This window comes from Proteus vulgaris (genome assembly GCF_033708015.1).
Taxonomy (GTDB): domain Bacteria; phylum Pseudomonadota; class Gammaproteobacteria; order Enterobacterales; family Enterobacteriaceae; genus Proteus.
Genome location: NZ_CP137920.1, coordinates 893,282 through 917,785, shown reverse-complemented (window position 1 = coordinate 917,785; position 24,504 = coordinate 893,282). Strand labels below are relative to the sequence as shown.

Here is a 24,504-nt window from a genome sequence, read left to right as displayed (position 1 = left end):
AAAAATGAATAAAAAACTACTTACTTCATTGGTTCTAGCGGGTATCGTTACTATTACAGCAGGTTGTGATGACTCATCTAAAAAAGTCGATGAAGGTATTGATAAAGCAAAAGAAACGGCAACTCAAGTCACTGAAACCGCACAAGATAAAGCGAATGAATTAACAGAACAGGCAAAAGATAAAGCAGCCGACTTGCAAGAAAATGCATCAGCAAAAGCAGATGAATTAACACAACAAGCTCAAGAATTAAAAGATCAAGCAGAACAAAAAACCACAGAATTAAAAGCACAAACGGATGAAAAAACAGATACGCTAAAAGAAAGCATTTCACAAAAAACCGATGAATTAAAAGATGCAAGTGCGGCAAAAGCGGAAGAAATTAAGCAAAGCCTAGAAGCCGAAAGTAATAAATTATCTGAAAAAGCCGCGGAGCTAAAACAAGATGCGAGCAAAACGGCAGATAATCTGATGCAAGAAGCAGACAATAAAATTGATCAGCTAAAAGGTGATGCATCAAAAACCAGCGATGATGTAAAACAACAAGCTCAAGAGACTGAAAATAAAGCACTTGATAAAGCGGACCAATTAACTGATCAAGCTAAACAAAAGATTGATGACTTAAAAACTGAAAATAAATAATCTGATTTCAGTTTTTTTGATGAATTGAGAGCCAGCAAATTTTCGCTGGCTTTTTTTGTACAAAAAAAAGACAGGGGTTGATCGGTTAAGCAAAAAATGTAACTATGTTCTCCTTTTTTCAACAGGAGAAACCTATTAAAGAGCGAAATCATCTAGTATAAAAAATTGTTAATAAATTGATTTAATAGTATTTTTCTTCATATTACGGAAAAAATAATTTACTTCCGTTCTTTTATAAAACATTTTTCTAATTTAGTGTTTTATTCAAATTTTCTTAAGAACTTTTCTTTTCTGATGACATAAGCAATCAGATAATGGGTAGCGAAAAGTTTCTTTCTAGGAAAATAACAAAAAATAGGTTAACTATGAGTCAACAAAACGATATAACCCCTCAAAAAGTTAGGATGAAAATTAATCCTCCCGTTTTTTATACATCAGCGTTGTTAATTTTACTTGTCGTTGGTTTCTCTGCATTATTTCCAGAGTTGGCTAATGATAAACTAGGTCATCTTCAGGAAAACCTCTTCACAAATGCGAGCTGGTTCTACATTCTAGCCGTTGCATTGGTTTTGCTGAGTGTGACTTATTTAGGTCTTTCCCGTTTTGGTCAAATCAAGTTAGGACCTGATCATGCTCGCCCTCACTTTAGTTATTTTGCTTGGTTTGCCATGCTTTTTTCAGCAGGAATGGGAATTGGCTTAATGTTCTTTGGTGTTGCTGAACCAGTTATGCATTACCTGATGCCTCCGACGGGTGAAGCTCAAACCATAGAAGCAGCAAAAGAAGCGATGAGATTAACCTTTTTCCATTGGGGATTACATGCATGGGCTATTTACGCCATTGTCGCCTTGATCTTAGCTTTCTTCTCTTATCGCCATGGTTTACCATTAACACTGCGCTCTGCGCTTTATCCAATTATTGGCGATCGCATACATGGTCCAATTGGTCATGCTGTTGATATTTTTGCCGTTATGGGTACCGTATTTGGTGTCGCAACCTCCCTTGGCTTTGGTGTTCTCCAAGTTAATGCGGGTTTAAATCACCTCTTTAATGTACCTATTAATCCAACTATTCAAGTCATATTAATTGTTGTAATAACAGGACTTGCAACTATCTCTGTTGTTTCTGGATTAGAAAAAGGGATCCGCTTTTTATCTGAACTTAACTTAGGATTAGCGGTTATTCTTCTTTTATTAGTCATTACGCTCGGTCCAACCGTATTGATATTAAAATCATTTGTTGAAAATACGGGAGGATATCTATCCGAAATAGTCAGTAAAACCTTTAATCTTTACGCGTACGAGCCAAAATCGAGTGATTGGTTAGGGGGATGGACACTGCTTTATTGGGGATGGTGGCTTTCATGGTCTCCCTTTGTCGGAATGTTTATTGCCCGTATTTCTCGAGGCCGTACTATTCGTGAGTTTGTTGTGGGTGTTCTGTTTGTTCCAGCAGGCTTTACCTTACTTTGGATGACCGTTTTTGGTAACACGGCAATCCATTTAATCAAAGATAAAGGTGCAGAAGCACTCGCCAATATCGTACAGCAAGATGTGTCATTAGCGTTATTTGAATTCTTAAATTACTTTCCTTTCTCGTCTGTTTTATCCTTCTTTGCGATGCTGATGGTCGTTGTCTTCTTTGTGACTTCAGCAGACTCTGGCGCGATGGTTGTTGATACTTTAGCTTCTGGTGGTGATAGCGAAACCCCCGTATGGCAACGTATTTTCTGGGCAGCTTTAATGGGGGTTTCCGCGATTACTTTATTGTTAGCGGGGGGGTTAACTGCACTACAAACCGTCACCATTGCAAGCGCACTTCCCTTCTCAATGGTATTACTTGCTTCTATTTATGGGCTAATAAAAGCATTACGAGTCGATGTCTATAAACGTGATAGTCAACAACTAACGACAATAGCACCACCAGCAAGCCGCAATCCGATCCCTTGGCAACGTCGTTTAAGAAATATTGCCTATTTCCCTAAACGCTCTCATGTAAAACGTTTTATGGATGAAGTGATCCAGCCTTCAATGGAAATGGTGTCTGCTGAGTTAAGTAAGCAAGCGACACAATGTTTTATCCATAATGAAGAAGATGATCGAATTGCTATTGAAGTTGACTTAGGCGATGACATGAATTTCTTCTATGAAGTTCGCCTACGCTTTTATACTCAACCCGCCTTTGCTTTAGCAGGACTCAGTGATGAAGAAAAAGATGAAGAGCACAAATATTATCGTGCTGAAATTCATTTAAAAGAAGGTGGACAAGATTACGATGTAATGGGTTGGACGAAAGAACAAATCATTCACGATATTCTTGATCAGTACGAAAAACACATTCACTTCTTACATGTATTAGGTAAACAATAATTTTATCTGCATGATAGCAACAAAAAGGAGATGCCATAGCATCTCCTTTTTTTATCAAATAACTTATTTCTCTGATTGTTCTACATCATCTAAGTTAAGCGCAATCAACTCTTTTAATAATCGGGATAACCGCTGTAGTTTTTCAGTCGAAAACTTTTGCTCAAGTAATTGATAACCTTCTTCGATTTTAGGCTGAATTTTATCGTATAAACTTTGTCCATTGGCAGAAAGTGATACAAAGAGTTTACGTTGGTCACTTACCGGTTTTAAACGACAAATTAGCTCGTCTCTTTCCATTCTAATGAGAATACCCGTTAGACTTGGTCGAAGAATACACGATTTTTGCGCTAACTCATGGAAATCGATAGAGCGTTTATCCGCTAGTACGCGAATGATCCGCCATTGCTGTTCTGTCAGATTATGCTCTTTGAGAACAGGTCGAAAAAAACCCATCGCAGATTCCCGTGCTTGTAATAGCGCGATAGTTAATGATTCATGCATAATCAAGAAGCTCTTTATATGGTGTTATAGGTGAAATGACAAAATATCACTCAATATAGACAGTGAAAAAGTACCAGTGCTTATAGTTTATAAAATGACTATATTCTAAGAATAGACTAATTGTTACAATTATTCATATTAACAAATAAATAAAGTTGACTCAATTTTTGCAATTTGCCTCCCTGAGTGCAATTTATCACCCCATGTTCCTTTTTACGGTTAACTTCATCTCTCCCAACATCTTGAGCTATACGCAATTTTTATGAGTTGGCAATTTGTGTTATCTCTTTACCAATCAAAAAAAGTAGCCTGATTTGCCTATTATCCTGCCTCTAAATTAGGAATAATGTCGCTTAGCGATAAGGTTGTCTCACTGTTTTTTGAGATAAAGTTAACAGGTTGTAACAAAGAAAGATTGCTATCTTTGTCCATGCGCGGTAGCGTTACGGCTTTAAAACAACGCAACAAAGAAATCGACAATAACATTACACTTTTGTTAGCGAAGTAGTTAGATAATTTATTTAGTTATCTAGCTAATAATTAGTTTAAGTGAAGACGCCCACAGACGAGGAGTCTGGCAGTAGGAGTAAAAAATGTCTGAGGAAAAACAGGCTAACCCACTTTTTCGGGATGCAATGGCCAGCTTAGGCGCTGCGGTCAATATCGTGGCAACAAATGGCGATGCGGGATGTTGTGGCTTAACAGCAACAGCGGTATGTTCTGTTACTGATAACCCGCCTACCGTGATGGTTTGCATCAACGGTAAAAGCCAAATGAATACCATTTTTCAAGAAAATGGAAAATTAAGTATCAATATATTGAATCATGAGCAGGAAGAAATGGCCTGCCATTTCGCCGGAATGACTGGGCTTGCGATGGCCGATCGTTTTACCCAACCAGGATGGCAAAACGGACAACTACAACAGCCGATATTAACAAATGCACTCGCCTGCTTAGAAGGCGATATTTATGACGTGCGCCAAGTCGGTACACATTTTGTTTATATGACCGAAATTAAGAATATTTCAGTACGTGAAGATGGTGATGGACTTATTTATTTCAAACGTCGTTTCCATTCTGTTAAAAATGAACAAGTAACAATCTCTGTTTAAATTTCATCTCTTTTACCTCAAAATAAAAACGCACTTTTTATAAGGGCGTTTTTTTTTGATAATAATCACATCATAAAATTAAATATTTATCTATATTAATTGAATATTTATTTAATGAAGCAATATTGACTCATCTTTAGATATTTATTAAACACTTATTAACATCCGTTTGTTATAAAAGAATAATTTTTAATTATAATGAAAAAATTCTTTCTATAATCAATCAGTCACATAATCAAAAATATTTTCTCTCTACTTCTCCCTTTTATCTTTATTTAATTTAATCAGATTAAAATATAAACCAATAATAATCTCATTGATTATATTTTATACAAAAAATCAATTAAATGGCTTTATTTGAAAATAAATTAATGAATATTTTTTTCAATCTGGTATTAATCTTACTCACAGTGTGATCAACCTTTGAGAAGTCATTTCATCAATATATTAGTCTACTCGACTTGCTGATTACCTTCTTAAATTTGCAAACATCACTCCAAATGCGACAGATAATGTTACTGTTGTGTAACATTCTTCGTGAATGTGAGTAAATAACATCGTTGTTGAAAATAAATAATAATTAGGGGCATTACAGATATGGATAAACCCGCTCAAGTCGGTTTATTACAACAGCCTAAACCGTTCTTTATGATTTTCTTTGTAGAATTATGGGAACGTTTTGGTTACTACGGCGTACAAGGTATTCTTGCCGTTTATTTTGTTAGTAAATTAGGCTTCTCTCAAGAACAGGCTTTCATTACTTTTGGTGCTTTCTCTGCACTGGTTTATGGGCTTATTTCTATTGGTGGTTATGTTGGTGACCACTTATTAGGAACAAAACGAACCATTGTTTTAGGTGCGATTGTTTTGGCTATCGGTTATTTCATGACTGGTATGTCAATTATGTATCCTAATTTAATTTTCTACGCATTAGGAACTATCGCAGTGGGTAATGGTTTATTTAAAGCCAACCCTGCCAGCTTATTAGCAAAATGTTATCCACCTAAAGACCCTCGTCTTGATGGCGCATTTACGCTATTTTATATGTCGATTAATATCGGCTCATTAATTTCTTTATCTATCGCCCCTGTACTTGCAGAACGTTACGGATATGCACTGACTTATAATATCTGCGGTATTGGCTTGATCATGGCGTTATTAGTTTATTTATTCTGCCGTAAAATGGTTGCCAATATTGGTTCTGAACCAGACCATTTACCAATGAACTTTAGTAAGCTGTTATTAGTTATTGTTGGCTCAATTGTGATGGTATTTATTTGTGCATGGTTACTGCACAACGTGATGATTGCAAATATCGTCTTAGTCAGTCTGTCTATTATTGTTGTCTTCATTTATTTCCGTGAAGCGTTTAAACAAAAAGACAGAGTTGCTCGTAATAAAATGTATGTTGCATTTGTTCTGATGTTAGAAGCTGTTATTTTCTATATTCTGTATGCTCAGATGCCAACTTCACTGAATTTCTTTGCTATTCATAACGTTCATCACACGCTTTTAGGCTTTGAGATTAACCCTGTCAGCTTCCAAGCACTCAACCCCTTCTGGATCATTGTTGCTAGCCCAATCCTTGCTATCGCTTACAGTTATTTTGGTGCGAAAGGTAAAGATTTATCCATGCCAGCAAAATTTACTGCGGGTATGCTCCTGTGCTCATTAGGATTCCTTACCGCGGCAGCATCAGGTATGTGGTTTGCCGATGCTCAAGGCTTAACATCACCTTGGTTTATCGTTCTAGTTTACTTATTCCAGAGCTTAGGTGAACTGATGATCAGTGCGTTAGGTTTAGCAATGGTTGCAGCGTTCGTACCACAATACATGATGGGATTTATTTTAGGTATGTGGTTCTTAACACAAGCGACCGCTTATCTATTAGGCGGTTATGTAGCGACTTTCACAGCCGCACCAGAAGGTATTACAGATCCACTACAAACATTACCTATTTATACTGATGTATTTGGTAAAATTGGTATTGTGACCTTAATTGTAGGTATCGTTATGTGGGCAACCGTACCTTTATTAAATCGTATGATGAAAGAAAAAAACAAAGACGGTAAAGTCACAGGTTAATCTTCTCATCACTATATTGCTTGCTGTAAGCGTCTATTCATGAATAGGCGCTTTTTTATCGCTGTATTATCTCAAAAATCGCATTTCATATTAGTGAGTATTGCTAATAGTGGCTAAAGCCATAATAAAAAACCCGCCAAATAAGCGGGTTTAGTTTAATCATCAAGAATGATCTAATTACAATACATCAACTGAATTCAGCTCTTTAAATGCTTGTTCTAAACGAACAACCATTGATACTTGTGCGTGACGTAACCAGTTACGTGGGTCGTAATATTTCTTGTTAGGTTTATCAGCCCCTTCTGGGTTACCTAACTGGCCTTGCAGATAACCTTCGTTCTTTTTGTAGAACTGTAAGATACCATCCCAAGTCGCCCACTGAGTATCAGTATCGATATTCATTTTGATAACGCCATAGTCAACAGCTTCTTTGATTTCAGCAGCAGAAGAACCAGAACCACCGTGGAAAACGAAATCTAAGCTATTGTGTGGCAGATTGAATTTCTCAGATACGTAGTCTTGTGAGTTACGTAGAATTTTTGGTGTTAACTGAACATTACCTGGTTTATAAACACCATGTACGTTACCGAAAGAAGCCGCGATAGTGAAACGAGGACTTACCGCACTCAGTTTTTCGTAGGCATAAGCAACGTCTTCTGGTTGAGTATAAAGCGCAGAGCTGTCCATACCGGTGTTATCAACGCCGTCTTCTTCACCACCCGTACAGCCTAATTCGATTTCTAAAGTCATATCGATTTTAGCCATACGCGCTAAATATTTAGCACAGATTTCGATGTTTTCTTCTAATGACTCTTCAGATAAGTCAATCATGTGAGAAGAGAACAGTGGTTTCCCTGTTTTAGCGTAGTGTTTTTCACCCGCATCTAACAGACCATCAATCCATGGTAATAATTTTTTTGCACAGTGGTCAGTATGCAGAATAACAGGAACACCGTAGTATTCAGCCATTTGATGCACATGATGAGCACCAGAAATTGCGCCTAGAATAGCCGCTTGCTGTGGCACATCAGATTTAAGACCCTTACCTGCGATAAATGCAGCACCACCGTTAGAGAACTGTACAATAACAGGAGAACGAACTTTCGCAGCAGCTTCTAACACAGCATTGATTGAGTCAGTACCTACACAGTTAACCGCAGGCAGAGCAAATTTGTTTTCTTTTGCTACTGCAAATACTTTTTGTACATCATCACCCGTGATGACACCCGGTTTCACGAAATCAAAAACTTTAGACATGTAATAAGATCCTATATTTGGAACAGGTAGAAAATAACTTTCTACCTGTATGAGCTGACTTAATTACTGTTTAGCGCGTTCTTCTAACATTGCAACAGCAGGAAGTTTTTTGCCTTCAACAAATTCTAAGAAAGCACCACCACCGGTTGAAATGTAAGAGATTTTGTCTGCGATATCAAATAAATCAATAGCCGCCAGCGTATCACCGCCCCCTGCGATAGAGAATGCTTCGCTCTCTGCGATTGCATGAGCAATGATTTCTGTACCTTTGCGGAAGTTAGGGAATTCAAACACACCTACTGGACCATTCCACAGGATAGTTTTCGCGTTTTTCAGGATCTCAGCTAAACGTTCCGCAGTTACATCACCGATATCCAGGACTTGTTCATCGTCTTTGATATCACTTGCTGATTTTAAAACAGCCTCTGCAGTTTCAGAGAATTCAGTTGCAACGCGAACATCGCTTGGTACTGGAATATCGCATTTTTCCATCAGTTTTTTAGCATCATCAACAAGGTCTGCTTCATATAAAGAGCGACCTACTGGATGACCTTCCGCTGCGATAAAGGTATTTGCAATACCACCACCAACGATTAATTGGTCAGCAATTTTTGATAAAGAATCTAATACAGTCAGTTTAGTTGAAACTTTAGAACCACCAACAATTGCAACCATTGGGCGAGCGGGTTTATCTAATGCTTTACCTAATGCTTCAAGTTCTGCTGATAATAATGGACCTGCGCAAGCAACTTGCGCAAACTTAGCAACACCATGAGTTGATGCTTGAGCACGGTGAGCTGTACCGAATGCATCCATTACGAAAACATCACATAATGCAGCATATTGTTTAGACAGCGTTTCGTCGTCTTTCTTTTCGCCTTTATTAAAACGAACGTTTTCAAGAACAACTAATTCGCCTGCATTAACTTCAACACCATTTAAATAGTCTTTAGCAAGGCTAACTGGGGCAGTTAATTTATCTTTCAGATAGTCAACAACTGGTTTTAAAGAGAACTCTTCGTTGTACTCACCTTCGGTAGGGCGACCTAAGTGAGAAGTTACCATCACTTTAGCGCCTTGTTTTAACGCGGCTTCAATTGTTGGTAAAGAAGCACGGATACGCGCATCTGAAGTGACTTTACCATCTTTAACTGGAACGTTCAGGTCAGCACGGATAAGAACTCGTTTACCCGCTAGGTCTAAATCGGTCATCTTAATTACAGACATGATGAATCCTCTCATTGATTCTCTAAAATTTAGTAATCTTCTGTTCAGTGCCTTGTATTATTACGCGACACCGTCATTAAAACATGATTATTTAAAACCAGTTGTAGCCATTGCTAACGTTGTATCGAGCATTCTGTTAGCAAAGCCCCATTCATTATCACACCAGACTAAAGTCTTGATCAGGTGTTGCCCACTGACTCGTGTTTGTGTGCCATCAACGATTGCACTATGAGGGTCGTGGTTAAAATCAGTTGAGACTAATGGCAATTCTGTGTAATCCACTATACCACGAAATGCGCCAGTTGCTGATTTTTGAATTAACCGATTGACATCTAACACATTTACAGCAGTTTTTACAGTGACACTTAAATCAATGGCTGTCACATTAATTGTAGGAACTCGTACAGAAATTGCCTCGAAATGATCCTTAAATTTCGGGAAAATTCGAGTAATTCCTGCGGCCAATTTCGTATCAACAGGAATAATAGATTGCCCTGCTGCACGAGTACGGCGTAAATCCTTATGGTATGCATCAATCACGGGTTGATCGTTCATGGCTGCATGGATTGTTGTTACTGTTCCTGATTCTATATTAAACGCGTCATCCATCATTTTAATGATAGGAATAATGCAATTTGTTGTACAAGATGCGTTTGAAACAATTCGGTGCTCTTTTTTAAGTTCGTGTTGATTCACACCAAAAACAACCGTTGCATCTAAATCCGTTGTACCGGGATGAGAAAACAGGACTTTCTTTGCGCCTTGTGCAATATGTGCTTCACCATCAGCACGGGAACCATAAGCACCACTACAATCCAGTACAACATCAATACCAAGTTCACCCCAAGGCAAATCGGTAATATCCGCATGATGAAATAAACGAATGGTATCATCACCCACTTGCAATAAATCGTTATTTATTCGTACATCCCAAGCAAAACGACCGTGGCTGGAATCATACTTGAGAAGATGCCCAATGCCTTGAGCATCAGCCAATTCATTTATTGCAATAACCGTTATTTCAGCACGTTTACCTGATTCATAAAGCGCTCTTAACACATTACGCCCTATACGACCAAAACCGTTAATAGCGACTCTGATTGTCATGTGACTTCCTTGATAACTAGTGATTTGCAACCGCTTAGAATAATAGAGCAAGATACTAATCAACAATGATAAATCAAGTAAATCTAGAAATTGTGCAGTCACCGACATTTCGGGAGTAACTGAAACGGTTCAGCTTATGGTTAATCAGATTACGAGAAATGAGAGAAGATCGCAATAGTAAACAAAGATAGAAGAATAAAAAAAGAGCACATCTGAGAAATTCTTCCCAAAAATGTGCTCTTGTTAACATTTATTGATTATTTAAGTAAAGATTTTGCCTGTGTAACCACATTTTCAACAGTAAAACCAAACTCTTCAAATAATTCGTTTGCAGGTGCTGATTCACCGAAGCTATTCATACCGACAATCACACCATCTAAACCAACATATTTGAACCAGTAGTCAGCAATACCCGCTTCAATAGCAACGCGTGCTTTCACTGATGTTGGCAATACCGCTTCACGGTAATCTGCATCTTGTTTATCAAATGCATCTGTTGCTGGCATAGAAACAACACGCACTTTACGGCCTTCAGCGGTCAATTGTTCATAAGCGCTAACGGCTAATTCAACTTCAGAACCAGTGGCAATAAAGATTAATTCTGGAGTACCAGCGCAATCTTTCAGGATATACCCCCCCTTCTCGATATTTGCCAGTTGTTCTGCAGTACGTGGTTGCTGTGCAAGATTTTGACGAGAGAAGATCAGCGCTGTTGGACCATCTTTACGATCAATTGCATATTTCCATGCAACTGCTGATTCAACTTGGTCGCATGGACGCCATGTGCTCACGTTTGGAGTGACACGTAGGCTTGCCATTTGCTCAACGGGTTGGTGAGTTGGACCATCTTCACCGAGACCAATGGAGTCATGTGTATAAACAAAGATACTGCGGATCTTCATCAGTGCAGCCATACGCACAGCGTTACGTGCATATTCCATAAACATCAGGAATGTAGCACCATATGGAACAAAACCGCCATGTAATGCAATACCATTCATAATTGCAGACATACCGAATTCACGTACACCATAATGGATGTAATTACCCGCTTTATCTTCATTCAGCGCTTTAGAACCAGACCACATAGTCAGGTTACTTGGTGCTAAATCCGCAGAGCCACCCATGAATTCTGGTAATACTTTACCGAATGCTTCTAATGCATTTTGAGATGCTTTACGGCTTGCAATGCTTGAAGGATTTTGTTGTAAATTTTCAATAAATGCTTTGGCATCTTTTTCCCAGTTTGCGGGTAATTCACCAGAAATACGACGTTTAAATTCAGCCGCTAATTCAGGGAACTGTGCTGCATAAGCCGCAAATTTAGCATCCCATGCCGCTTCTTTTGCTTTACCTGCTTCTTTCGCATCCCACTCTTTATAAATTTCTTGTGGGATCTCAAATGCACCGTATTCCCAGCCTAACGCTTTACGTGTTTCAGCAATTTCTGCATCACCTAATGGAGAACCGTGAGAATCAGCCGTACCCGCTTTATGAGGAGAACCAAAACCGATAGTCGTTTTACAGATTAGTAGTGAAGGCTTGTCTGTGACTTGTTTTGCAGCTTCAATGGCAGCTTTAATGCTTGCTGCATCGTGACCATCAATACCACTGATGACATGCCAGCCATAAGCATCGAAACGTTCTGCGGTGTTATCAGTAAACCAGCCATGGACTTGACCATCAATAGAGATACCATTGTCATCATAAAATGCGATTAGTTTACCTAATTGTAATGTTCCAGCTAAAGAACACGCTTCATGAGAGATACCTTCCATCATACAACCATCACCCATAAAGGCGTAGGTGTAGTGGTCAACAATATCATGACCAGGACGGTTAAATTGAGCCGCTAATGTACGTTCTGCAATTGCAAAACCCACTGCATTTGCAATACCTTGACCTAAAGGACCCGTTGTTGTTTCAACACCAGGGGTATAACCATATTCTGGGTGGCCCGGTGTTTTAGAATGTAATTGACGGAAGTTTTTCAGATCATCTAAAGAAACTTCATAACCAGACAAGTGCAATAAGCTATAAATCAGCATTGATGCATGACCATTAGATAAAACGAAACGGTCACGATCAGCCCAGTTAGGGTTAGTTGGGTTATGATTTAAAAAATCACGCCATAATACTTCGGCAATATCAGCCATACCCATAGGGGCGCCAGGGTGTCCTGATTTAGCTTTTTGCACAGCATCCATACTTAAAAAACGGATCGCATTAGCAAGGGTTTTACGAGTGGTCATTTTCTACTCCAAGTCGGATAAAAAGCATCTAGATAGCTGATTCTCTCAATGCGGGCAAAAAACCGCAATATAAAAAATCCACAAAGGTGGCTATCGTAATTAACATAAAGCAATAATTCTTTGATTTGCTATGCATTTTTTACGATTAAAGCGGAAAATAACATTACACCACCGCATTGTTGCGCAACAAAAAGGGAAAAAGATAATAATTTGCGCAATTGAGAAGCGTGCTATTAAACCTTAGCTTGATATGACTAATCAAGATAAAATTTTATTGCTGAATTATCCATCAAATCAAAGAAATACCGTATGGTTTTAATTATAGCCTAATAATTGACTGAACTTGTTACAAGAACATAGAATTATAAATAATTAAAAAATATAAAAAGCAAATAATTTACTGATTCAATAATAAAAATATTATTTACATTATATAAATAAAAGGAAAGCATCATGTAACGTATTTGTTACTCATTTTATAAAAATAAATTATTTATATATTCTACCTATTTTCAATCAATTTTAGATAAATAATATTCTAAGTGTAACTCCTTAAAATCTTCTTTTCTGACAAAAAAATGCAAATTAATAATTGATTTTAATAATAGAAAAAATTTTAAATTATCTCTTCTACAAAAAGCTTTTAATTTCAAGATTTCTTTTGGATTATTTTTCAAAATATAATAATTGTAATTCATGATAATCATTTTAGACACAAAGGTATTGAGTGCTGATTGATCTTTACTTAAGAAACTGGCTAAGATTTTAAATATTTTATCCGTATCATTTTTATACGTTTTAATAAATTTTTCAGGTGATAGATAAATTAAACATTGATCTTCTAGTGTAAAAATAAAATCTTCGTCTTTCTCTAGAAGAAATTTAATGATTTCTATTTGTTGTTTTTTAATTATATTCAGATCTTCATAATATTTTTCATTACTGTGCTTTAATACAAGATCATAGGTTGTATTGATTAGCTCATCGACCTCTATTATTTCATCACTAGAATAACGAAAATAGAGTTTATTATCTTTAACAATGAAATAGTGATAATAAAAATCAGCAAATCCCATATCATAGAATAAATAGTTAATAAGTTCAGTTTTATAGTTATTCTCTTTTTCTTTACCTAAAAAAGAAAGATCGGATTTTAACTGTGAAACGATATAACTTGAAAATAAATTTTTATTATAAAAGTTTTCAGTTCTATTTATAGATAATAAATTAGGCAAAATCCTCATAAAAGAAAAAAATTGATAATAATTTTGATCATAAGGATCATCACTAATAATCTCACCTACTTTTTTTGAATTAAAAAGCTCATTCCACCACGAGAGATAAAGAGCGGGTTTATTTTTTAGTTTTACTGAAATAATTTCATCCCGTTCACCGTCCCAAGACTGTAAAAATAAAATATCATGTTTAAAAGGAAGTGCTCTTGGATTAAATAATTTTCTTAATTTATATTGATAAATTTTAGTGATATCCATTTCTCTATATCCTAATATTATTAATCTTAAAAATGATAAAATTCAAATAATTACTACTTTATTATAGTAGGTCCCTATCGGCCAATATCCTTGATAGTAGATATAAACAATATTTTCCCAGTTGTCTCCAAGAGAAAAGTGTTTTTCTGATAAGTATTGGCGAAATGCGTAACAAATCGCATTTTTAGCTGCAATATTGAAATCATGGGCATCATACTGAAATGAGGTACACGGGATATTTTTCACGCAATCCATCACACAACGCGTTATCTTTATACGTTGTTCTATTAATGCTTTAGGCAGGATTTGTTTAGCATAAAAAGGATCATTTTGTGTAGGTGAAGTCGGTAACCATTCAAAATCTAACGGAGAAAGCAGCAAACTTTTTAAATCGGGAAACACAATCACATTATCAGCCTGTAAGTCCGCTTTCCCCATGTTAGAAAAAAAAGGTGTAATGCTGATTTTTTGTTGGACTTCGTTAAAAAAGTTCATGGCTGATAGGCTCAATTATTTCTACGTTAATTCTGTCTGATTTCAACATAACAAACTGATTCTCAGTATATGAATATTGATAAAATAGATCATCTTCAAAAACTAAATTAGTGACAATAAACTTATTATCAAGCAATTTACCATTTAATTGATAAGCAAAAGAATTTCCAATTTGAGTCAACGACATATCGTGATCATTTGATAATTTAATCTCAATATCATCAAAAAACATTAATACTAACTCGACTAAATAGACTTCCCCTATCACAAATAAATTGGGCTCATTAATAAAACAACAAATTTCATATTCACCAAAAGAGAGTGTAACTTCTTCTTCAACATAAGGATTGAGAGCAACAACTCTAGCAAAATATTTCATTCTTATTCTGGTCCATCCCACTTTAGTTGATCTTTTAAATGCTCGGGTACAATCTTAAATAAACGCTTAATATTTTCCTTATGTACATTATAATTATCACAAATTCTTTCACTAGCATTATCTAAGTAATACTTGGCTTGTACATTAAGAAAATAGATATCGTTATCAGTCATCTCTTCGGTAGGTAAAGTACCAACAACATTATGTAATAATTCAGCTTCAAAACCACAGGATTTGTTTTTTCCTTTACGAATAAAACTGTGTGTTTGGACGTTTCGAATGTGTGATAATGACCACCATAACATTTCTGAATAAATTTCTATTTTTTTCATTCTCATTTATCTCAAGTATATTAAATTAATAGTTATTAAATCTGTAAGTATTTCTTTTTTACTCTTTATAATAATCAATTTCAGCTAATAGACATTCTGAAAACTTAAGCTTTATTTTTCTTATTTTATCACCTTCCGTGTAAACATAAACATCAGGATCATCACATTGCCTATCTATAAAAAATAGACAGGAATAACCTTGATGTAATAAAAATAAAAAGAAATTCAATGGTATCCTAATGTCATTTTCTTCAAGTAACTCAATAGAATATATATTGATATCATCTAATTCAGAATATAAAATATCGGTTCCTTTTTTAAAATCACCTGCCTCTAAACCGAATATAGATAAATAGACTTTATAAAAACAAGGTAATTTTCCATATTTATCTTCTAATTGGAGAATTTGCTCATCAGAACACCCTATGACAGAGAAGCCTTTATCCAACATAAACTTTTTAAAATTTTCTAATAAAATTAGAAATTCAGATGATGTCATTATTATCTTACACTAACGCTAAAAACAAATCTTGTAGATCGCCTTGAATTTCCTCATTATCATAAATTAACTGAAAATCTTTATCTATATTATCAACCATATGAGTACCATCTAATGTACCTAATATTGTAGATGCAGTATCCGAAATAACGATTTTTATCATATTCATTATTGCATTTTTTTCTTTTTCTGACAGGCTTATAAAAATTTTATTCACTTGAGAAAAAGTGTCGTCTTTATTATTTTCAATCGATTGTCTATTCAATCTTTTACTGTATTGATGAAAATTATCTTCAAATATTTCTTTATATATTTCAACAATAATTTTTTCGTCTTTTTTCATAGTTTAATAGTTATCTAAAATAAATGATAATTGATTATTTAAATGTCGTAATTTACTATTATCAGACATCATATCTAAAACTTCATCCTGTATAGAATGTAACGCAAAATAAACAGAAGTATCTTTCTCATTGAGCTTATTCCACGTAGATTCATCCATTAGATGGAAATATTTTAAAAACAACATTTTTTCTTTTAAACTGAGCTTTATATTTTTATTTTCAATAAGATTTAGATCAAAAAAAATATTTTCAAACGGTTCTAAAATCATGAACCCTATTTCTTTCCCATCTAGAAAGATAATTTCTAATTTATTATGTATCTTAATTCTTTCTATATGACTGCTTTTATTAAAATAAATATCTTTCAAACATAATAAATATTCTCCATTTTCACTAAAACATCTAAAATCACAAGGTGATATTGCATTGAATTTAATAGGTTCCACTATTTTTATATGAGCGTCTCGCACTGGTTTACTTAATAAAGTATTTATTTTTTCCGTATCAAAAACATTATTTTCAGGAACATATAAAGAGAGTTCTTTTAAACAGTAATGCCTATCAAAAACATAACCGTTATCACTAAGATAATGGCTACTTCCTATATAATCATCAGAATAAAAAAGAGATAAATCGTCAGGAAATAGATTGTCCGATATACTAATATTATAGAAATCCCAAGTTAACTCTGATGTTAATATAATCCCATCATCTATCACTATAGCAATATTATCTCCATCTACATTTAAATAATATTTATCCATAATAAAGCACCTACTCTTATTTATATTTTATTATAAGACTCGTCTTTTAGACTGTAAATATAGACAAAAGTCATAAAATGAAGGCGCAATGTCAATAATATTATCAGCCCAATCAGGATCCGTAGAATGTGTATATCTGATACGTCCTGTTGGGATCTCTATCCAATAATCATTATCACCCGCATCGCCAGCAAAAGGAATATTATTTTTTATAAAATTTTGCAACTTCGATGATGCATTAGATCTGTATCTAATCACTTCACAAATAGAAAGTAAGTAATCAGACTTAACATATTGATTCGATTTTATAAAATTAAATGATTCAACTTCCATTGCATTGTAATCTTTAAGATTATCGATATTAAAATGATCTCGGTAAAAAACTGCTCCATGAGTAAAGTACCCGCCATTAGTTTGTTTATAGAATTCAATAAATAAGTCTTTACCTTGAAAGAATTGAGGAAAGTAAGAATTCACTTCATTTTCTGTGAGTCCATTTAATGATTGCTCAAATATTATTTGAGTATCTTTAAAAAATTTCATATCTTCCCTTCTTCTATTATGCTGAAATTTAATTTTAATTATCTATATTATAAAAATTAGACTTTAACAATTGGATAAATACTATAATCGCCTCAATTCTTCTGTCCTTCTGTTGATTAGAATAACAGTTTTTTTCTAATTCATTTAATATTGATAAAGAGTGAATATCTTGTTCATCTAACTTCTCATAACTCTCCTCAGTACAAAAAGAAAAAATTTTTTCTAAATAACAATCGAACAAATGAGAATTTATATCCTTATTGTAGCCAACAATGTGATGAGTCGCTTTCTCCAACACATATCCTTGATATGAAAAATCTTTATCTAATAAAAAATAGAGATCATCTGAAATTAATACTTTATATTTTATTCTTGATAATATTGAGAATGAAATTAATTGATTGGATTTAAAATAAAAACAAGAAATAGAGGGTATTTCAATTTTATTAATAAAAGAATTGACACTTATATTAAAATCGATATTTTCCAACTCATTAAGATTATAACTATTTTCATCTTTTATTACTTCAATATTAGAATTTACGGTCAATAACAAAAATGAAGTTTCATGACTGTTTTTATCTAATAAAAACCAATCTAATGTATCTAACTCACTAAAATTACTACTACCATAAAGTTTATTACTATTATCTTCGAGTTGATAAAGATCCTGATAATCACTTTGCATAAATAAATTAAATCCTGAGAAATCCCAATAAACCGGCCTCATTTTATTATCCTTATATTAAAACCAACGTCCCATAGGGGAATTCTCTCTTAGATTTTTATTAATCAATTCCTGTGTAATAATATTTTTTTCAATAACAGGAAGCATGATCTCATCTAGAATTTCGCAATCAATATGACAACCAGTATTATGAAATATAAGGTTTAGCGCTTCATCAATTAGTGTGTATTCACCATGTTCTTTCATTTCAAGGATAAACTGAACAATAGCCTGTTTTATCTGTTTATTTTTACTGTATTCGGCTTGTTCAGTTTCAAATTCTTGATAATAAAAGTCATCAAGTTCTTTAGATAGCGTATTTAAACGTAAATGAAATTCCTGCTTCATAAATGAATCCTAAATATCCCTAAAACGATGATTTGATACCGTGCAGGTTGTCTTTCACCAATAGCAAATAAACCGAGCAACTGAATATTCTCTTTTTTTGATTTTTGGAGGTCACACATTACCGATAAGCCATCGTAGGTATAGTGGATTCCTTGATTTAAAGTCAGCCCTTTAACCTTACTTATCACCTGTTGTTTTACCTCTTCGTTTAAGCGATTTAAATCGATTAATTGCGTTACGCTAATCAACATTTTTTCATCATAATAAGGGCATTGAATAAGGTGACTCTGTTGATAAAAGTCATCTTCAACACCATCATATATAAGCGCTTTTTTCTTTATATTTTTCATCTTATTCAGGCTTTAGCTGATACCAAAATGAGGTTGTTTGAGATGATGTAAGTTCAATAATCTTATCTAACGAAATATCCGTTAAAAACAGTGTGGCAACTGCTCTAAAAAAAACAAAAAAATTCATCGCGATATGTTCAAAACTATCCATAGATGACTCACTCGTCATTGCAAAAACATTCCCTGTTTGAGTATTTAATAAGAGGGTATAAGGATCTGACAGTGCAATAACCATCATATTTTCAGGTCGCTTATTACCAATCCACCATTGTTCAAACCCATTAGGACTATTTAGCATAAACAGTCTTTCAAGATAGCCTTCACCACAGCCAAAGCTGATATTAAATAATGAAAAATTATCTAAATTATAGAGAGAGATAAAAGAGGTAAAATCATCAGGAAGAGAAAGCATTAATTTTTGTTCTAACGTCTCTAAATCACTAAGTGGTGTTGTTCTTTTAAAAAGCATTAAATCATCAAAATCTTCACCTAAAGGGGAAAATTTGTTTTCTAGCTTTTTTGTAATTTCATCAAGCGTTAATAGCATGATCAGCTCAGCCTAAGGGTATTTTTAAACCTGTTAATCACCATTATATTCGCCCATATAATGTAAATTATTATAGGTTTGATTATCGCACTGATTGATAACAAGCTCAGGATCTTGATACCAAAATATCGCATTGGCACTTTTAATTCCTAGCTCTTCACATTTAGCTTTAATTAATGGTATTTCACTTTCATCGACAGCAGCATCTACTAGAATTTCATCAAGCGTAACATTGTTATCAAAGCGAGAAATAACACCAATAAAATCTTCGTCGTACCACATTATTCCCAGATCTTTGCAAAATCCACACACTCTATAATTAGGAGAATCTATTCCGTCTTCAGCAGAATAATCTAACTCAAAATAATGCATATATTCTTCTTCAGAAGAAAAATTACTGCCAATCCATAAATGTACTCTATTTTCCATATTGATTACTCAGCGAAATAGCATTAAGCATAGTGTTAGTATTACTAATAAATTCTAAGATAGTAATATCAAATATTGAATGCAAGGAATACTGATTGAGCCAAGCTCAGGAGAAAGGAAATTGTTTGATACTCTAAACGCAAAAACCCCAGCATAAATGCTGGGGTTTGGAATGTTGGCGGAACGGACGGGACTCGAACCCGCGACCCCCTGCGTGACAGGCAGGTATTCTAACCAACTGAACTACCGCTCCGCGTATCCTTTCGGACGAAGTGAATATTACGAATCTATTACCTTGTCGTCAACTGTTTTTCTAACAAAAAGATGCATTTGGACAGTTTTTAATCTCAACTAACTCTTTACGCTTTTTTTATATTCAAACTGCCTCATCATTTGACGCAGGACGCCATAAACAATGCCCACCTTTCTTCTCAACTAAATCTAATCGAGATTCATGCTCAACAAGTTCTTCTGCAGTTGCTCTTATTACTCTGAGTCCAGAGGCTGGACGCTCGATACGCTGAATATCATTTTGCTCTTGCTCATTACTTGATTCACCTTCTATTGAAAATGCTAATGCGGTTTGTCCACCGGTCATTGCCAAGTAAACATCAGAAAGTATTTCAGCATCCAATAATGCGCCGTGAAGAGTACGTTTAGAGTTATCTATTAAGTATCTATCACATAAAGCATCAAGATTATTGCGTTTGCCAGGGAATAATGCCCTTGCCATAGCAAGACTATCGGTTATTTGGCAGAACGTTTCAGTCGGCGGAATATCACGATTAAGCTTTCTAAACTCGTAATCCATAAAGCCGATATCGAACGATACGTTATGAATGATCAGCTCTGCGCCACGAATATATTCTAAAAACTCATCAGCAATATCAGCAAAAGAAGGACAATCTTCTAAAAATTCATCACTAATACCGTGAACTTCAAATGCTTCGGGATCTACTAATCTTTCAGGCTTAATATAAACATGGAAATTTCGCCCTGTTAATCGACGGTTGATAACCTCTACGGCACCAATTTCAATGATATTATGACCTTCATAATGAACGCCCAGCTTATTCATACCGGTGGTTTCGGTATCAAGTACAATTTGTCGTGTGATTGGAGTGCTCATAATCCGTTTTTATGTCAGACTTAGGGTTAGTTTTTCGTATTAATCAAAAAGGATAAGTCGCCTTTATGCACAAGCAGGTAGAAATATTCACCGATGGTTCATGCTTAGGCAACCCTGGTCCCGGTGGTTATGGCGCTATTTTACGCTATCAACAACATGAAAAAACCCTAAGTGAAGGTTTTTTTATGACCACCAATAACCGAATGGAACTTCTTGCCGCTATCGTAGCATTAGAAACATTAAAATTCCCTTGTAAAATTACACTGACAACCGATAGCCAATATGTCAGACAAGGTATCACACAGTGGATCCATAGCTGGAAAAAACGCCAATGGCGCAAAGCAGACAAAAGCCCTGTGCTGAATGTCGATTTATGGAAGCGCTTAGATAGTGCTATTACTCGTCATGAAATTGAATGGCACTGGGTAAAAGGCCATGCGGGTCATGATGAAAATGAACGTTGTGATGAATTAGCAAAAGCGGCGGCGCTATCACCGACACAAGAAGACACAGGTTATATCGAAAGTCAGAAAGACAAAACACAATAAGTAATGCTTTACGGCTCTGAATGATTGCGTGTAGCGCCTAATATTCGACCTTTTACACTCATGCGTGGCAAGGCAAATTTCAATGCCGTGGGTGTTAAAGGCAGCGTTCTTTTACGAGCAATAATTAAATTTAAACAGCCACCAGTGTGATAGCGGCTACCATCACGTTTTATTGGTCTTGAAAATGGCATAATCTGGAAATTCTGTTGTGTCATCACTTCGTAATTTAGCACACTAAGCCAATCAATTTGGCGTCGAAGTGAAAACATACGGCTTGAATAAGGCTGCTTTTGACGTAAAAAAGGTGTGCATTTCCCCAATCCTAATAAACTGATTGGGTTAAAGCTTGTTAATATTAACCAGCCATCATCAATTAAAACACGGTCGGTTTCTCTTAATAGCCAATGGGGATCTGCACTATAATCAAGCACATGAGCCATAAGACAAACATCAATCGATTTATTTTCAAAGGGTAGATAATCTAAAGATGCGATAACATCCGCATTTACTGCATTTGATGTCACATTGACTTGATGTGAAACGATACTTAATTTGGTATCTAATTCGGCACTGAGTTGACCGAGTTTCAGTAAATGAAAGCCATACATTTTCGACCACCAGTTTTGTAAACGCAATTCAATCGCCATGCGATAATATTCCCCCCAAGGGATATCACGCCAAGAATCTGGCATTGTAATTGGTTTTACTGAACGCGCTGCTTTCATCGTTTAACCCTTTATATTTTATAAGTAAGGTAACTTATATGGAGCTTATCAGAATTCCTGCTTTATCCGATAACTACATTTGGCTATTAAGTAATGAAAATAATGAATGTGTGATTGTGGATCCGTCACAAGCCAATCCCGTTATTGAAATGCTCTCACAACGCTCACTAACCCCGATTGCGATTTTATTAACCCATCATCATGAAGATCATGTTGGTGGCGTTGCTGAACTTGTCAAAAAATATCCTAACATTGACGTTTTTGGCCCACAAGAAACACAAAGTAAAGGGGCTGAAAAGATTATTCATAATCAAGAGCGCATCATTGTGAGTACTTTCACTTTTAATGTGATTGGCACACCAGGTCATACATTGGGTCATGTTGCTTATTATTGTGAGCCATATTTATTTTGTGGGGATACACTTTTTTCTGGTGGTTGCGGTCGTTTATTCGAAGGCACTGCACAGCAAATGTTTAGTTCATTACAAAGATTGAGTGCGTTACCTGATAACACATTAATTTGTTGTGCTCATGAATACACTCTATCAAATATGACCTTTGCACATCATATCATGCCAGAAAATACACTTATTACCGATTATTTAACCCAAGTTAGTGAAATGCGTAAAAATTTGCAACCTACTGTGCCAATAACGCTGAAAAACGAAAAGAACATTAATCTTTTTTTGAAATCTGACGATATTGATTTGCAAAGGATTTTAGGTATAACCACTAATACTTATGCTCCAATTAAGACATTTACAAAATTAAGGGAATTAAAAGACAACTTTTAATTTCTAGTGATTGTTTTATTTGGGCACTCTAAGTATCATTTGGTTCAAAAAACACACAGGATGAATTTTTCTATTATGAAGACAAAAGCGATTTTGTTCTCCATATTGCTATTGGCTGGCTGTCAGCAATCTGAGAACATAAAACCTAATTTGTCTGCGATCACACCGATATCAACGAAAGGGACTTCAACTTCTCACCAACCTCAATATGATGTAAAAACCAATTTATGGGGTTATGTGATAAGTGAATTGAAAATGGACCTCCCTGAAAATGAAAGGATCTCGCAGCAAGAATTATATTTTTTAAATAATCCTAAACATATACAGAGCGTTGCTTCCCGCGCTGAACCTTATATGTATTCGATTATTGATGAAATTGAAAAACGTGAATTACCGATGGAGTTGGCACTTGTTCCTGTCATTGAAAGTGCGTTTAATCCCCATGTTACTTCCTCTGCAAATGCTGCCGGTTTATGGCAATTTGTACCGATAACAGGTAATTACTATGGTTTAGCACAAAACCAATGGTATGACGGACGTCGTGATGTTATAGCATCAACTAAAGCCGCCCTTGATTTACTAGAACGCTTGTATGTCATGTTTGATAGTGATTGGGCACTTGCCCTTGCTGCTTATAACGCTGGTGAAGGCCGTGTTATGCAAGCAATAAAGGCAAATGAAAAGCAAAACTTACCCACAGACTATTGGTCACTTTCTTTACCCAAAGAAACGATGAATTATGTACCCAAAATTCTCGCGCTGAGCAAAGTGATCCGTGAAAACGAACAAACCATTACCTTTCCAAAAAGTAACTATCGCGATAAAGCATTAGCCTCATTTGATGTTGGCGAGCAAATCACATTAAATAAAGTCGCTGAATTAAGTCAGCTACCTATTAATACCGTGAAAGATTATAACCCCGGCTATAAACGTGGAATAACCGCTCCAAATGGTCCTCATGTCATTATGTTGCCTCGTAATAAACTTGACCAATTCCGTAATGCTTTTGAGGATGCTGCTGTATTAGAAACTATTCGCTTAGCGGTTGCCAAAACGAATCAATCTATTAAGCAAGAAGGCGTTTATAAGGTTCGTTCAGGGGATTCGTTTTACGCGATTGCTCGTCGCTACAATATGAGTGTAAAAGATTTACAACGTATTAATGGATTAAATGCAAAGAGCACATTGCTGGTTGGTCAGACATTAAAAATTCATAATGCAGGTGGTATTAGTCGAACCACAACAACGAAACCTTCACCAAGCTACTATAAAGTACGTCAAGGTGACTCTTATTACAGTATTGCCCGTCGCCACGGCATTAACCTAAAACAGTTAATGAGCTGGAATGCTGATATTAAAATGTTAAAGCCGGGGACTCAATTAACGCTGTATATAAAATAGTTTTCGACACTTAAGCTACTTTAAAGCCATCGATATATTCCATACCCTAGCGGTGATAAATAGAGATGGCTTTTTCTTTCTTATCAATTAGTCACCCTTTCCCCAAA

At 35.3% G+C, this 24,504-nt stretch carries 27 protein-coding genes and 1 tRNA gene; 7 read left to right on the top strand and 21 right to left on the bottom strand.

The window, feature by feature from the left end:
* Positions 1-4: 4 nt before the first annotated feature.
* On the top strand, positions 5-640 hold the full coding sequence (locus SB028_RS04325) for a hypothetical protein (protein WP_069368463.1): 636 nt from the start codon (positions 5-7) through the stop codon (positions 638-640).
* Between the two features lie 365 nt (positions 641-1,005).
* Positions 1,006-3,009: a choline BCCT transporter BetT gene (gene betT, locus SB028_RS04320; RefSeq protein ID WP_069368464.1), complete on the top strand. Its 2,004-nt coding sequence runs from the start codon at positions 1,006-1,008 to the stop codon at positions 3,007-3,009.
* A 63-nt stretch (positions 3,010-3,072) separates the two neighbouring features.
* Here betT and hpaR read toward each other — a convergent pair whose 3' ends face one another.
* On the bottom strand, positions 3,073-3,510 hold the full coding sequence (hpaR, locus tag SB028_RS04315; RefSeq protein ID WP_069368465.1) for a homoprotocatechuate degradation operon regulator HpaR: 438 nt from the start codon (positions 3,508-3,510) through the stop codon (positions 3,073-3,075).
* A 593-nt stretch (positions 3,511-4,103) separates the two neighbouring features.
* Here hpaR and hpaC point away from each other — a divergent pair.
* Positions 4,104-4,622: a 4-hydroxyphenylacetate 3-monooxygenase, reductase component gene (gene hpaC, locus SB028_RS04310; RefSeq protein ID WP_069368466.1), complete on the top strand. Its 519-nt coding sequence runs from the start codon at positions 4,104-4,106 to the stop codon at positions 4,620-4,622.
* A 597-nt stretch (positions 4,623-5,219) separates the two neighbouring features.
* Complete coding sequence (dtpB, locus tag SB028_RS04305; protein ID WP_069368467.1) at positions 5,220-6,707, top strand: dipeptide/tripeptide permease DtpB; 1,488 nt, start codon at positions 5,220-5,222, stop codon at positions 6,705-6,707.
* Between the two features lie 177 nt (positions 6,708-6,884).
* Here dtpB and fbaA read toward each other — a convergent pair whose 3' ends face one another.
* The 19 genes from fbaA to dnaQ form a co-directional block, all read right to left on the bottom strand.
* Entirely contained in the window at positions 6,885-7,964 is a 1,080-nt protein-coding gene (fbaA, locus tag SB028_RS04300) for a class II fructose-bisphosphate aldolase (RefSeq protein ID WP_069368468.1), read from the bottom strand.
* Positions 7,965-8,027: 63 nt separating this feature from the next.
* Positions 8,028-9,191, bottom strand: coding sequence for a phosphoglycerate kinase (gene pgk, locus SB028_RS04295; RefSeq protein WP_069368469.1), 1,164 nt, complete (start codon positions 9,189-9,191; stop codon positions 8,028-8,030).
* Between the two features lie 87 nt (positions 9,192-9,278).
* The gene (gene epd / locus SB028_RS04290) at positions 9,279-10,298 is read right to left on the bottom strand and encodes an erythrose-4-phosphate dehydrogenase (protein WP_069368470.1); all 1,020 of its coding nucleotides are present in this window, start codon (positions 10,296-10,298) and stop codon (positions 9,279-9,281) included.
* A 257-nt stretch (positions 10,299-10,555) separates the two neighbouring features.
* Complete coding sequence (gene tkt / locus SB028_RS04285; protein WP_069368471.1) at positions 10,556-12,550, bottom strand: transketolase; 1,995 nt, start codon at positions 12,548-12,550, stop codon at positions 10,556-10,558.
* Positions 12,551-13,062: 512 nt separating this feature from the next.
* Positions 13,063-14,043: a hypothetical protein gene (locus SB028_RS04280; RefSeq protein ID WP_069368472.1), complete on the bottom strand. Its 981-nt coding sequence runs from the start codon at positions 14,041-14,043 to the stop codon at positions 13,063-13,065.
* 42 nt (positions 14,044-14,085) lie between these two features.
* Positions 14,086-14,538: a hypothetical protein gene (locus SB028_RS04275; RefSeq protein ID WP_069368473.1), complete on the bottom strand. Its 453-nt coding sequence runs from the start codon at positions 14,536-14,538 to the stop codon at positions 14,086-14,088.
* Positions 14,525-14,917, bottom strand: coding sequence for a hypothetical protein (locus SB028_RS04270; protein WP_069368474.1), 393 nt, complete (start codon positions 14,915-14,917; stop codon positions 14,525-14,527). The genes SB028_RS04275 and SB028_RS04270 overlap by 14 nt, the downstream gene beginning before the upstream one ends.
* Before the next feature lie 2 nt (positions 14,918-14,919).
* Positions 14,920-15,249 carry a hypothetical protein gene (locus SB028_RS04265; RefSeq protein WP_069368475.1) on the bottom strand — a complete coding sequence of 110 codons (330 nt, stop codon included), beginning with the start codon at positions 15,247-15,249 and terminating at the stop codon, positions 14,920-14,922.
* A 58-nt stretch (positions 15,250-15,307) separates the two neighbouring features.
* Positions 15,308-15,748: a hypothetical protein gene (locus tag SB028_RS04260; RefSeq protein WP_069368476.1), complete on the bottom strand. Its 441-nt coding sequence runs from the start codon at positions 15,746-15,748 to the stop codon at positions 15,308-15,310.
* Positions 15,749-15,755: 7 nt separating this feature from the next.
* On the bottom strand, positions 15,756-16,091 hold the full coding sequence (locus SB028_RS04255) for a hypothetical protein (protein WP_318859879.1): 336 nt from the start codon (positions 16,089-16,091) through the stop codon (positions 15,756-15,758).
* A 3-nt stretch (positions 16,092-16,094) separates the two neighbouring features.
* Positions 16,095-16,856 (bottom strand): hypothetical protein, encoded by a 762-nt coding sequence (locus tag SB028_RS04250; protein ID WP_318859877.1) that lies wholly within the window; start codon positions 16,854-16,856, stop codon positions 16,095-16,097.
* Between the two features lie 30 nt (positions 16,857-16,886).
* Positions 16,887-17,399, bottom strand: coding sequence for an SMI1/KNR4 family protein (locus tag SB028_RS04245; RefSeq protein WP_069368479.1), 513 nt, complete (start codon positions 17,397-17,399; stop codon positions 16,887-16,889).
* A gap of 34 nt (positions 17,400-17,433) precedes the next feature.
* On the bottom strand, positions 17,434-18,129 hold the full coding sequence (locus tag SB028_RS04240; RefSeq protein WP_069368480.1) for a hypothetical protein: 696 nt from the start codon (positions 18,127-18,129) through the stop codon (positions 17,434-17,436).
* 15 nt (positions 18,130-18,144) lie between these two features.
* Positions 18,145-18,474, bottom strand: a complete 330-nt coding sequence (locus SB028_RS04235; protein WP_069368481.1) for a hypothetical protein — start codon at positions 18,472-18,474, stop codon at positions 18,145-18,147.
* A complete protein-coding gene (locus SB028_RS04230; RefSeq protein ID WP_069368482.1) occupies positions 18,471-18,824 on the bottom strand; it encodes a hypothetical protein in 354 nt (117 codons plus the stop codon). Before SB028_RS04230 ends, SB028_RS04235 begins: the two co-directional genes overlap by 4 nt.
* 1 nt (position 18,825) lies before the next feature.
* On the bottom strand, positions 18,826-19,371 hold the full coding sequence (locus SB028_RS04225) for a nuclease (RefSeq protein ID WP_069368483.1): 546 nt from the start codon (positions 19,369-19,371) through the stop codon (positions 18,826-18,828).
* Between the two features lie 33 nt (positions 19,372-19,404).
* The gene (locus tag SB028_RS04220) at positions 19,405-19,800 is read right to left on the bottom strand and encodes an immunity 22 family protein (protein ID WP_069368484.1); all 396 of its coding nucleotides are present in this window, start codon (positions 19,798-19,800) and stop codon (positions 19,405-19,407) included.
* A gap of 176 nt (positions 19,801-19,976) precedes the next feature.
* A tRNA-Asp gene (locus tag SB028_RS04215) sits at positions 19,977-20,053 on the bottom strand.
* Between the two features lie 123 nt (positions 20,054-20,176).
* Positions 20,177-20,929, bottom strand: a complete 753-nt coding sequence (gene dnaQ, locus SB028_RS04210; protein WP_069368485.1) for a DNA polymerase III subunit epsilon — start codon at positions 20,927-20,929, stop codon at positions 20,177-20,179.
* Positions 20,930-20,994: 65 nt separating this feature from the next.
* Here dnaQ and rnhA point away from each other — a divergent pair, with 65 nt between their 5' ends.
* Positions 20,995-21,477: a ribonuclease HI gene (rnhA, locus tag SB028_RS04205; protein ID WP_069368486.1), complete on the top strand. Its 483-nt coding sequence runs from the start codon at positions 20,995-20,997 to the stop codon at positions 21,475-21,477.
* 8 nt (positions 21,478-21,485) lie between these two features.
* Here rnhA and SB028_RS04200 read toward each other — a convergent pair whose 3' ends face one another.
* Complete coding sequence (locus tag SB028_RS04200) at positions 21,486-22,202, bottom strand: methyltransferase domain-containing protein (RefSeq protein ID WP_069368487.1); 717 nt, start codon at positions 22,200-22,202, stop codon at positions 21,486-21,488.
* 38 nt (positions 22,203-22,240) lie between these two features.
* Here SB028_RS04200 and gloB point away from each other — a divergent pair, with 38 nt between their 5' ends.
* A complete protein-coding gene (gene gloB, locus SB028_RS04195; RefSeq protein ID WP_069368488.1) occupies positions 22,241-22,996 on the top strand; it encodes a hydroxyacylglutathione hydrolase in 756 nt (251 codons plus the stop codon).
* A gap of 75 nt (positions 22,997-23,071) precedes the next feature.
* Entirely contained in the window at positions 23,072-24,397 is a 1,326-nt protein-coding gene (gene mltD, locus SB028_RS04190) for a murein transglycosylase D (RefSeq protein WP_069368489.1), read from the top strand.
* Positions 24,398-24,504 lie beyond the last annotated feature (107 nt).

What these genes read in the sequence shown, in the direction of transcription:
- SB028_RS04325 (WP_069368463.1), top strand. Translation starts at nt 5, where the DNA reads ATGAATAAAAAACTACTTACTTCATTGGTTCTAGCGGGTATCGTTACT.
- betT (WP_069368464.1), top strand. Translation starts at nt 1,006, where the DNA reads ATGAGTCAACAAAACGATATAACCCCTCAAAAAGTTAGGATGAAAATT.
- hpaR (WP_069368465.1), bottom strand. Translation starts at nt 3,510, where the DNA reads ATGCATGAATCATTAACTATCGCGCTATTACAAGCACGGGAATCTGCG.
- hpaC (WP_069368466.1), top strand. Translation starts at nt 4,104, where the DNA reads ATGTCTGAGGAAAAACAGGCTAACCCACTTTTTCGGGATGCAATGGCC.
- dtpB (WP_069368467.1), top strand. Translation starts at nt 5,220, where the DNA reads ATGGATAAACCCGCTCAAGTCGGTTTATTACAACAGCCTAAACCGTTC.
- fbaA (WP_069368468.1), bottom strand. Translation starts at nt 7,964, where the DNA reads ATGTCTAAAGTTTTTGATTTCGTGAAACCGGGTGTCATCACGGGTGAT.
- pgk (WP_069368469.1), bottom strand. Translation starts at nt 9,191, where the DNA reads ATGTCTGTAATTAAGATGACCGATTTAGACCTAGCGGGTAAACGAGTT.
- epd (WP_069368470.1), bottom strand. Translation starts at nt 10,298, where the DNA reads ATGACAATCAGAGTCGCTATTAACGGTTTTGGTCGTATAGGGCGTAAT.
- tkt (WP_069368471.1), bottom strand. Translation starts at nt 12,550, where the DNA reads ATGACCACTCGTAAAACCCTTGCTAATGCGATCCGTTTTTTAAGTATG.
- SB028_RS04280 (WP_069368472.1), bottom strand. Translation starts at nt 14,043, where the DNA reads ATGGATATCACTAAAATTTATCAATATAAATTAAGAAAATTATTTAAT.
- SB028_RS04275 (WP_069368473.1), bottom strand. Translation starts at nt 14,538, where the DNA reads ATGAACTTTTTTAACGAAGTCCAACAAAAAATCAGCATTACACCTTTT.
- SB028_RS04270 (WP_069368474.1), bottom strand. Translation starts at nt 14,917, where the DNA reads ATGAAATATTTTGCTAGAGTTGTTGCTCTCAATCCTTATGTTGAAGAA.
- SB028_RS04265 (WP_069368475.1), bottom strand. Translation starts at nt 15,249, where the DNA reads ATGAAAAAAATAGAAATTTATTCAGAAATGTTATGGTGGTCATTATCA.
- SB028_RS04260 (WP_069368476.1), bottom strand. Translation starts at nt 15,748, where the DNA reads ATGACATCATCTGAATTTCTAATTTTATTAGAAAATTTTAAAAAGTTT.
- SB028_RS04255 (WP_318859879.1), bottom strand. Translation starts at nt 16,091, where the DNA reads ATGAAAAAAGACGAAAAAATTATTGTTGAAATATATAAAGAAATATTT.
- SB028_RS04250 (WP_318859877.1), bottom strand. Translation starts at nt 16,856, where the DNA reads ATGGATAAATATTATTTAAATGTAGATGGAGATAATATTGCTATAGTG.
- SB028_RS04245 (WP_069368479.1), bottom strand. Translation starts at nt 17,399, where the DNA reads ATGAAATTTTTTAAAGATACTCAAATAATATTTGAGCAATCATTAAAT.
- SB028_RS04240 (WP_069368480.1), bottom strand. Translation starts at nt 18,129, where the DNA reads ATGAGGCCGGTTTATTGGGATTTCTCAGGATTTAATTTATTTATGCAA.
- SB028_RS04235 (WP_069368481.1), bottom strand. Translation starts at nt 18,474, where the DNA reads ATGAAGCAGGAATTTCATTTACGTTTAAATACGCTATCTAAAGAACTT.
- SB028_RS04230 (WP_069368482.1), bottom strand. Translation starts at nt 18,824, where the DNA reads ATGAAAAATATAAAGAAAAAAGCGCTTATATATGATGGTGTTGAAGAT.
- SB028_RS04225 (WP_069368483.1), bottom strand. Translation starts at nt 19,371, where the DNA reads ATGCTATTAACGCTTGATGAAATTACAAAAAAGCTAGAAAACAAATTT.
- SB028_RS04220 (WP_069368484.1), bottom strand. Translation starts at nt 19,800, where the DNA reads ATGGAAAATAGAGTACATTTATGGATTGGCAGTAATTTTTCTTCTGAA.
- dnaQ (WP_069368485.1), bottom strand. Translation starts at nt 20,929, where the DNA reads ATGAGCACTCCAATCACACGACAAATTGTACTTGATACCGAAACCACC.
- rnhA (WP_069368486.1), top strand. Translation starts at nt 20,995, where the DNA reads ATGCACAAGCAGGTAGAAATATTCACCGATGGTTCATGCTTAGGCAAC.
- SB028_RS04200 (WP_069368487.1), bottom strand. Translation starts at nt 22,202, where the DNA reads ATGAAAGCAGCGCGTTCAGTAAAACCAATTACAATGCCAGATTCTTGG.
- gloB (WP_069368488.1), top strand. Translation starts at nt 22,241, where the DNA reads ATGGAGCTTATCAGAATTCCTGCTTTATCCGATAACTACATTTGGCTA.
- mltD (WP_069368489.1), top strand. Translation starts at nt 23,072, where the DNA reads ATGAAGACAAAAGCGATTTTGTTCTCCATATTGCTATTGGCTGGCTGT.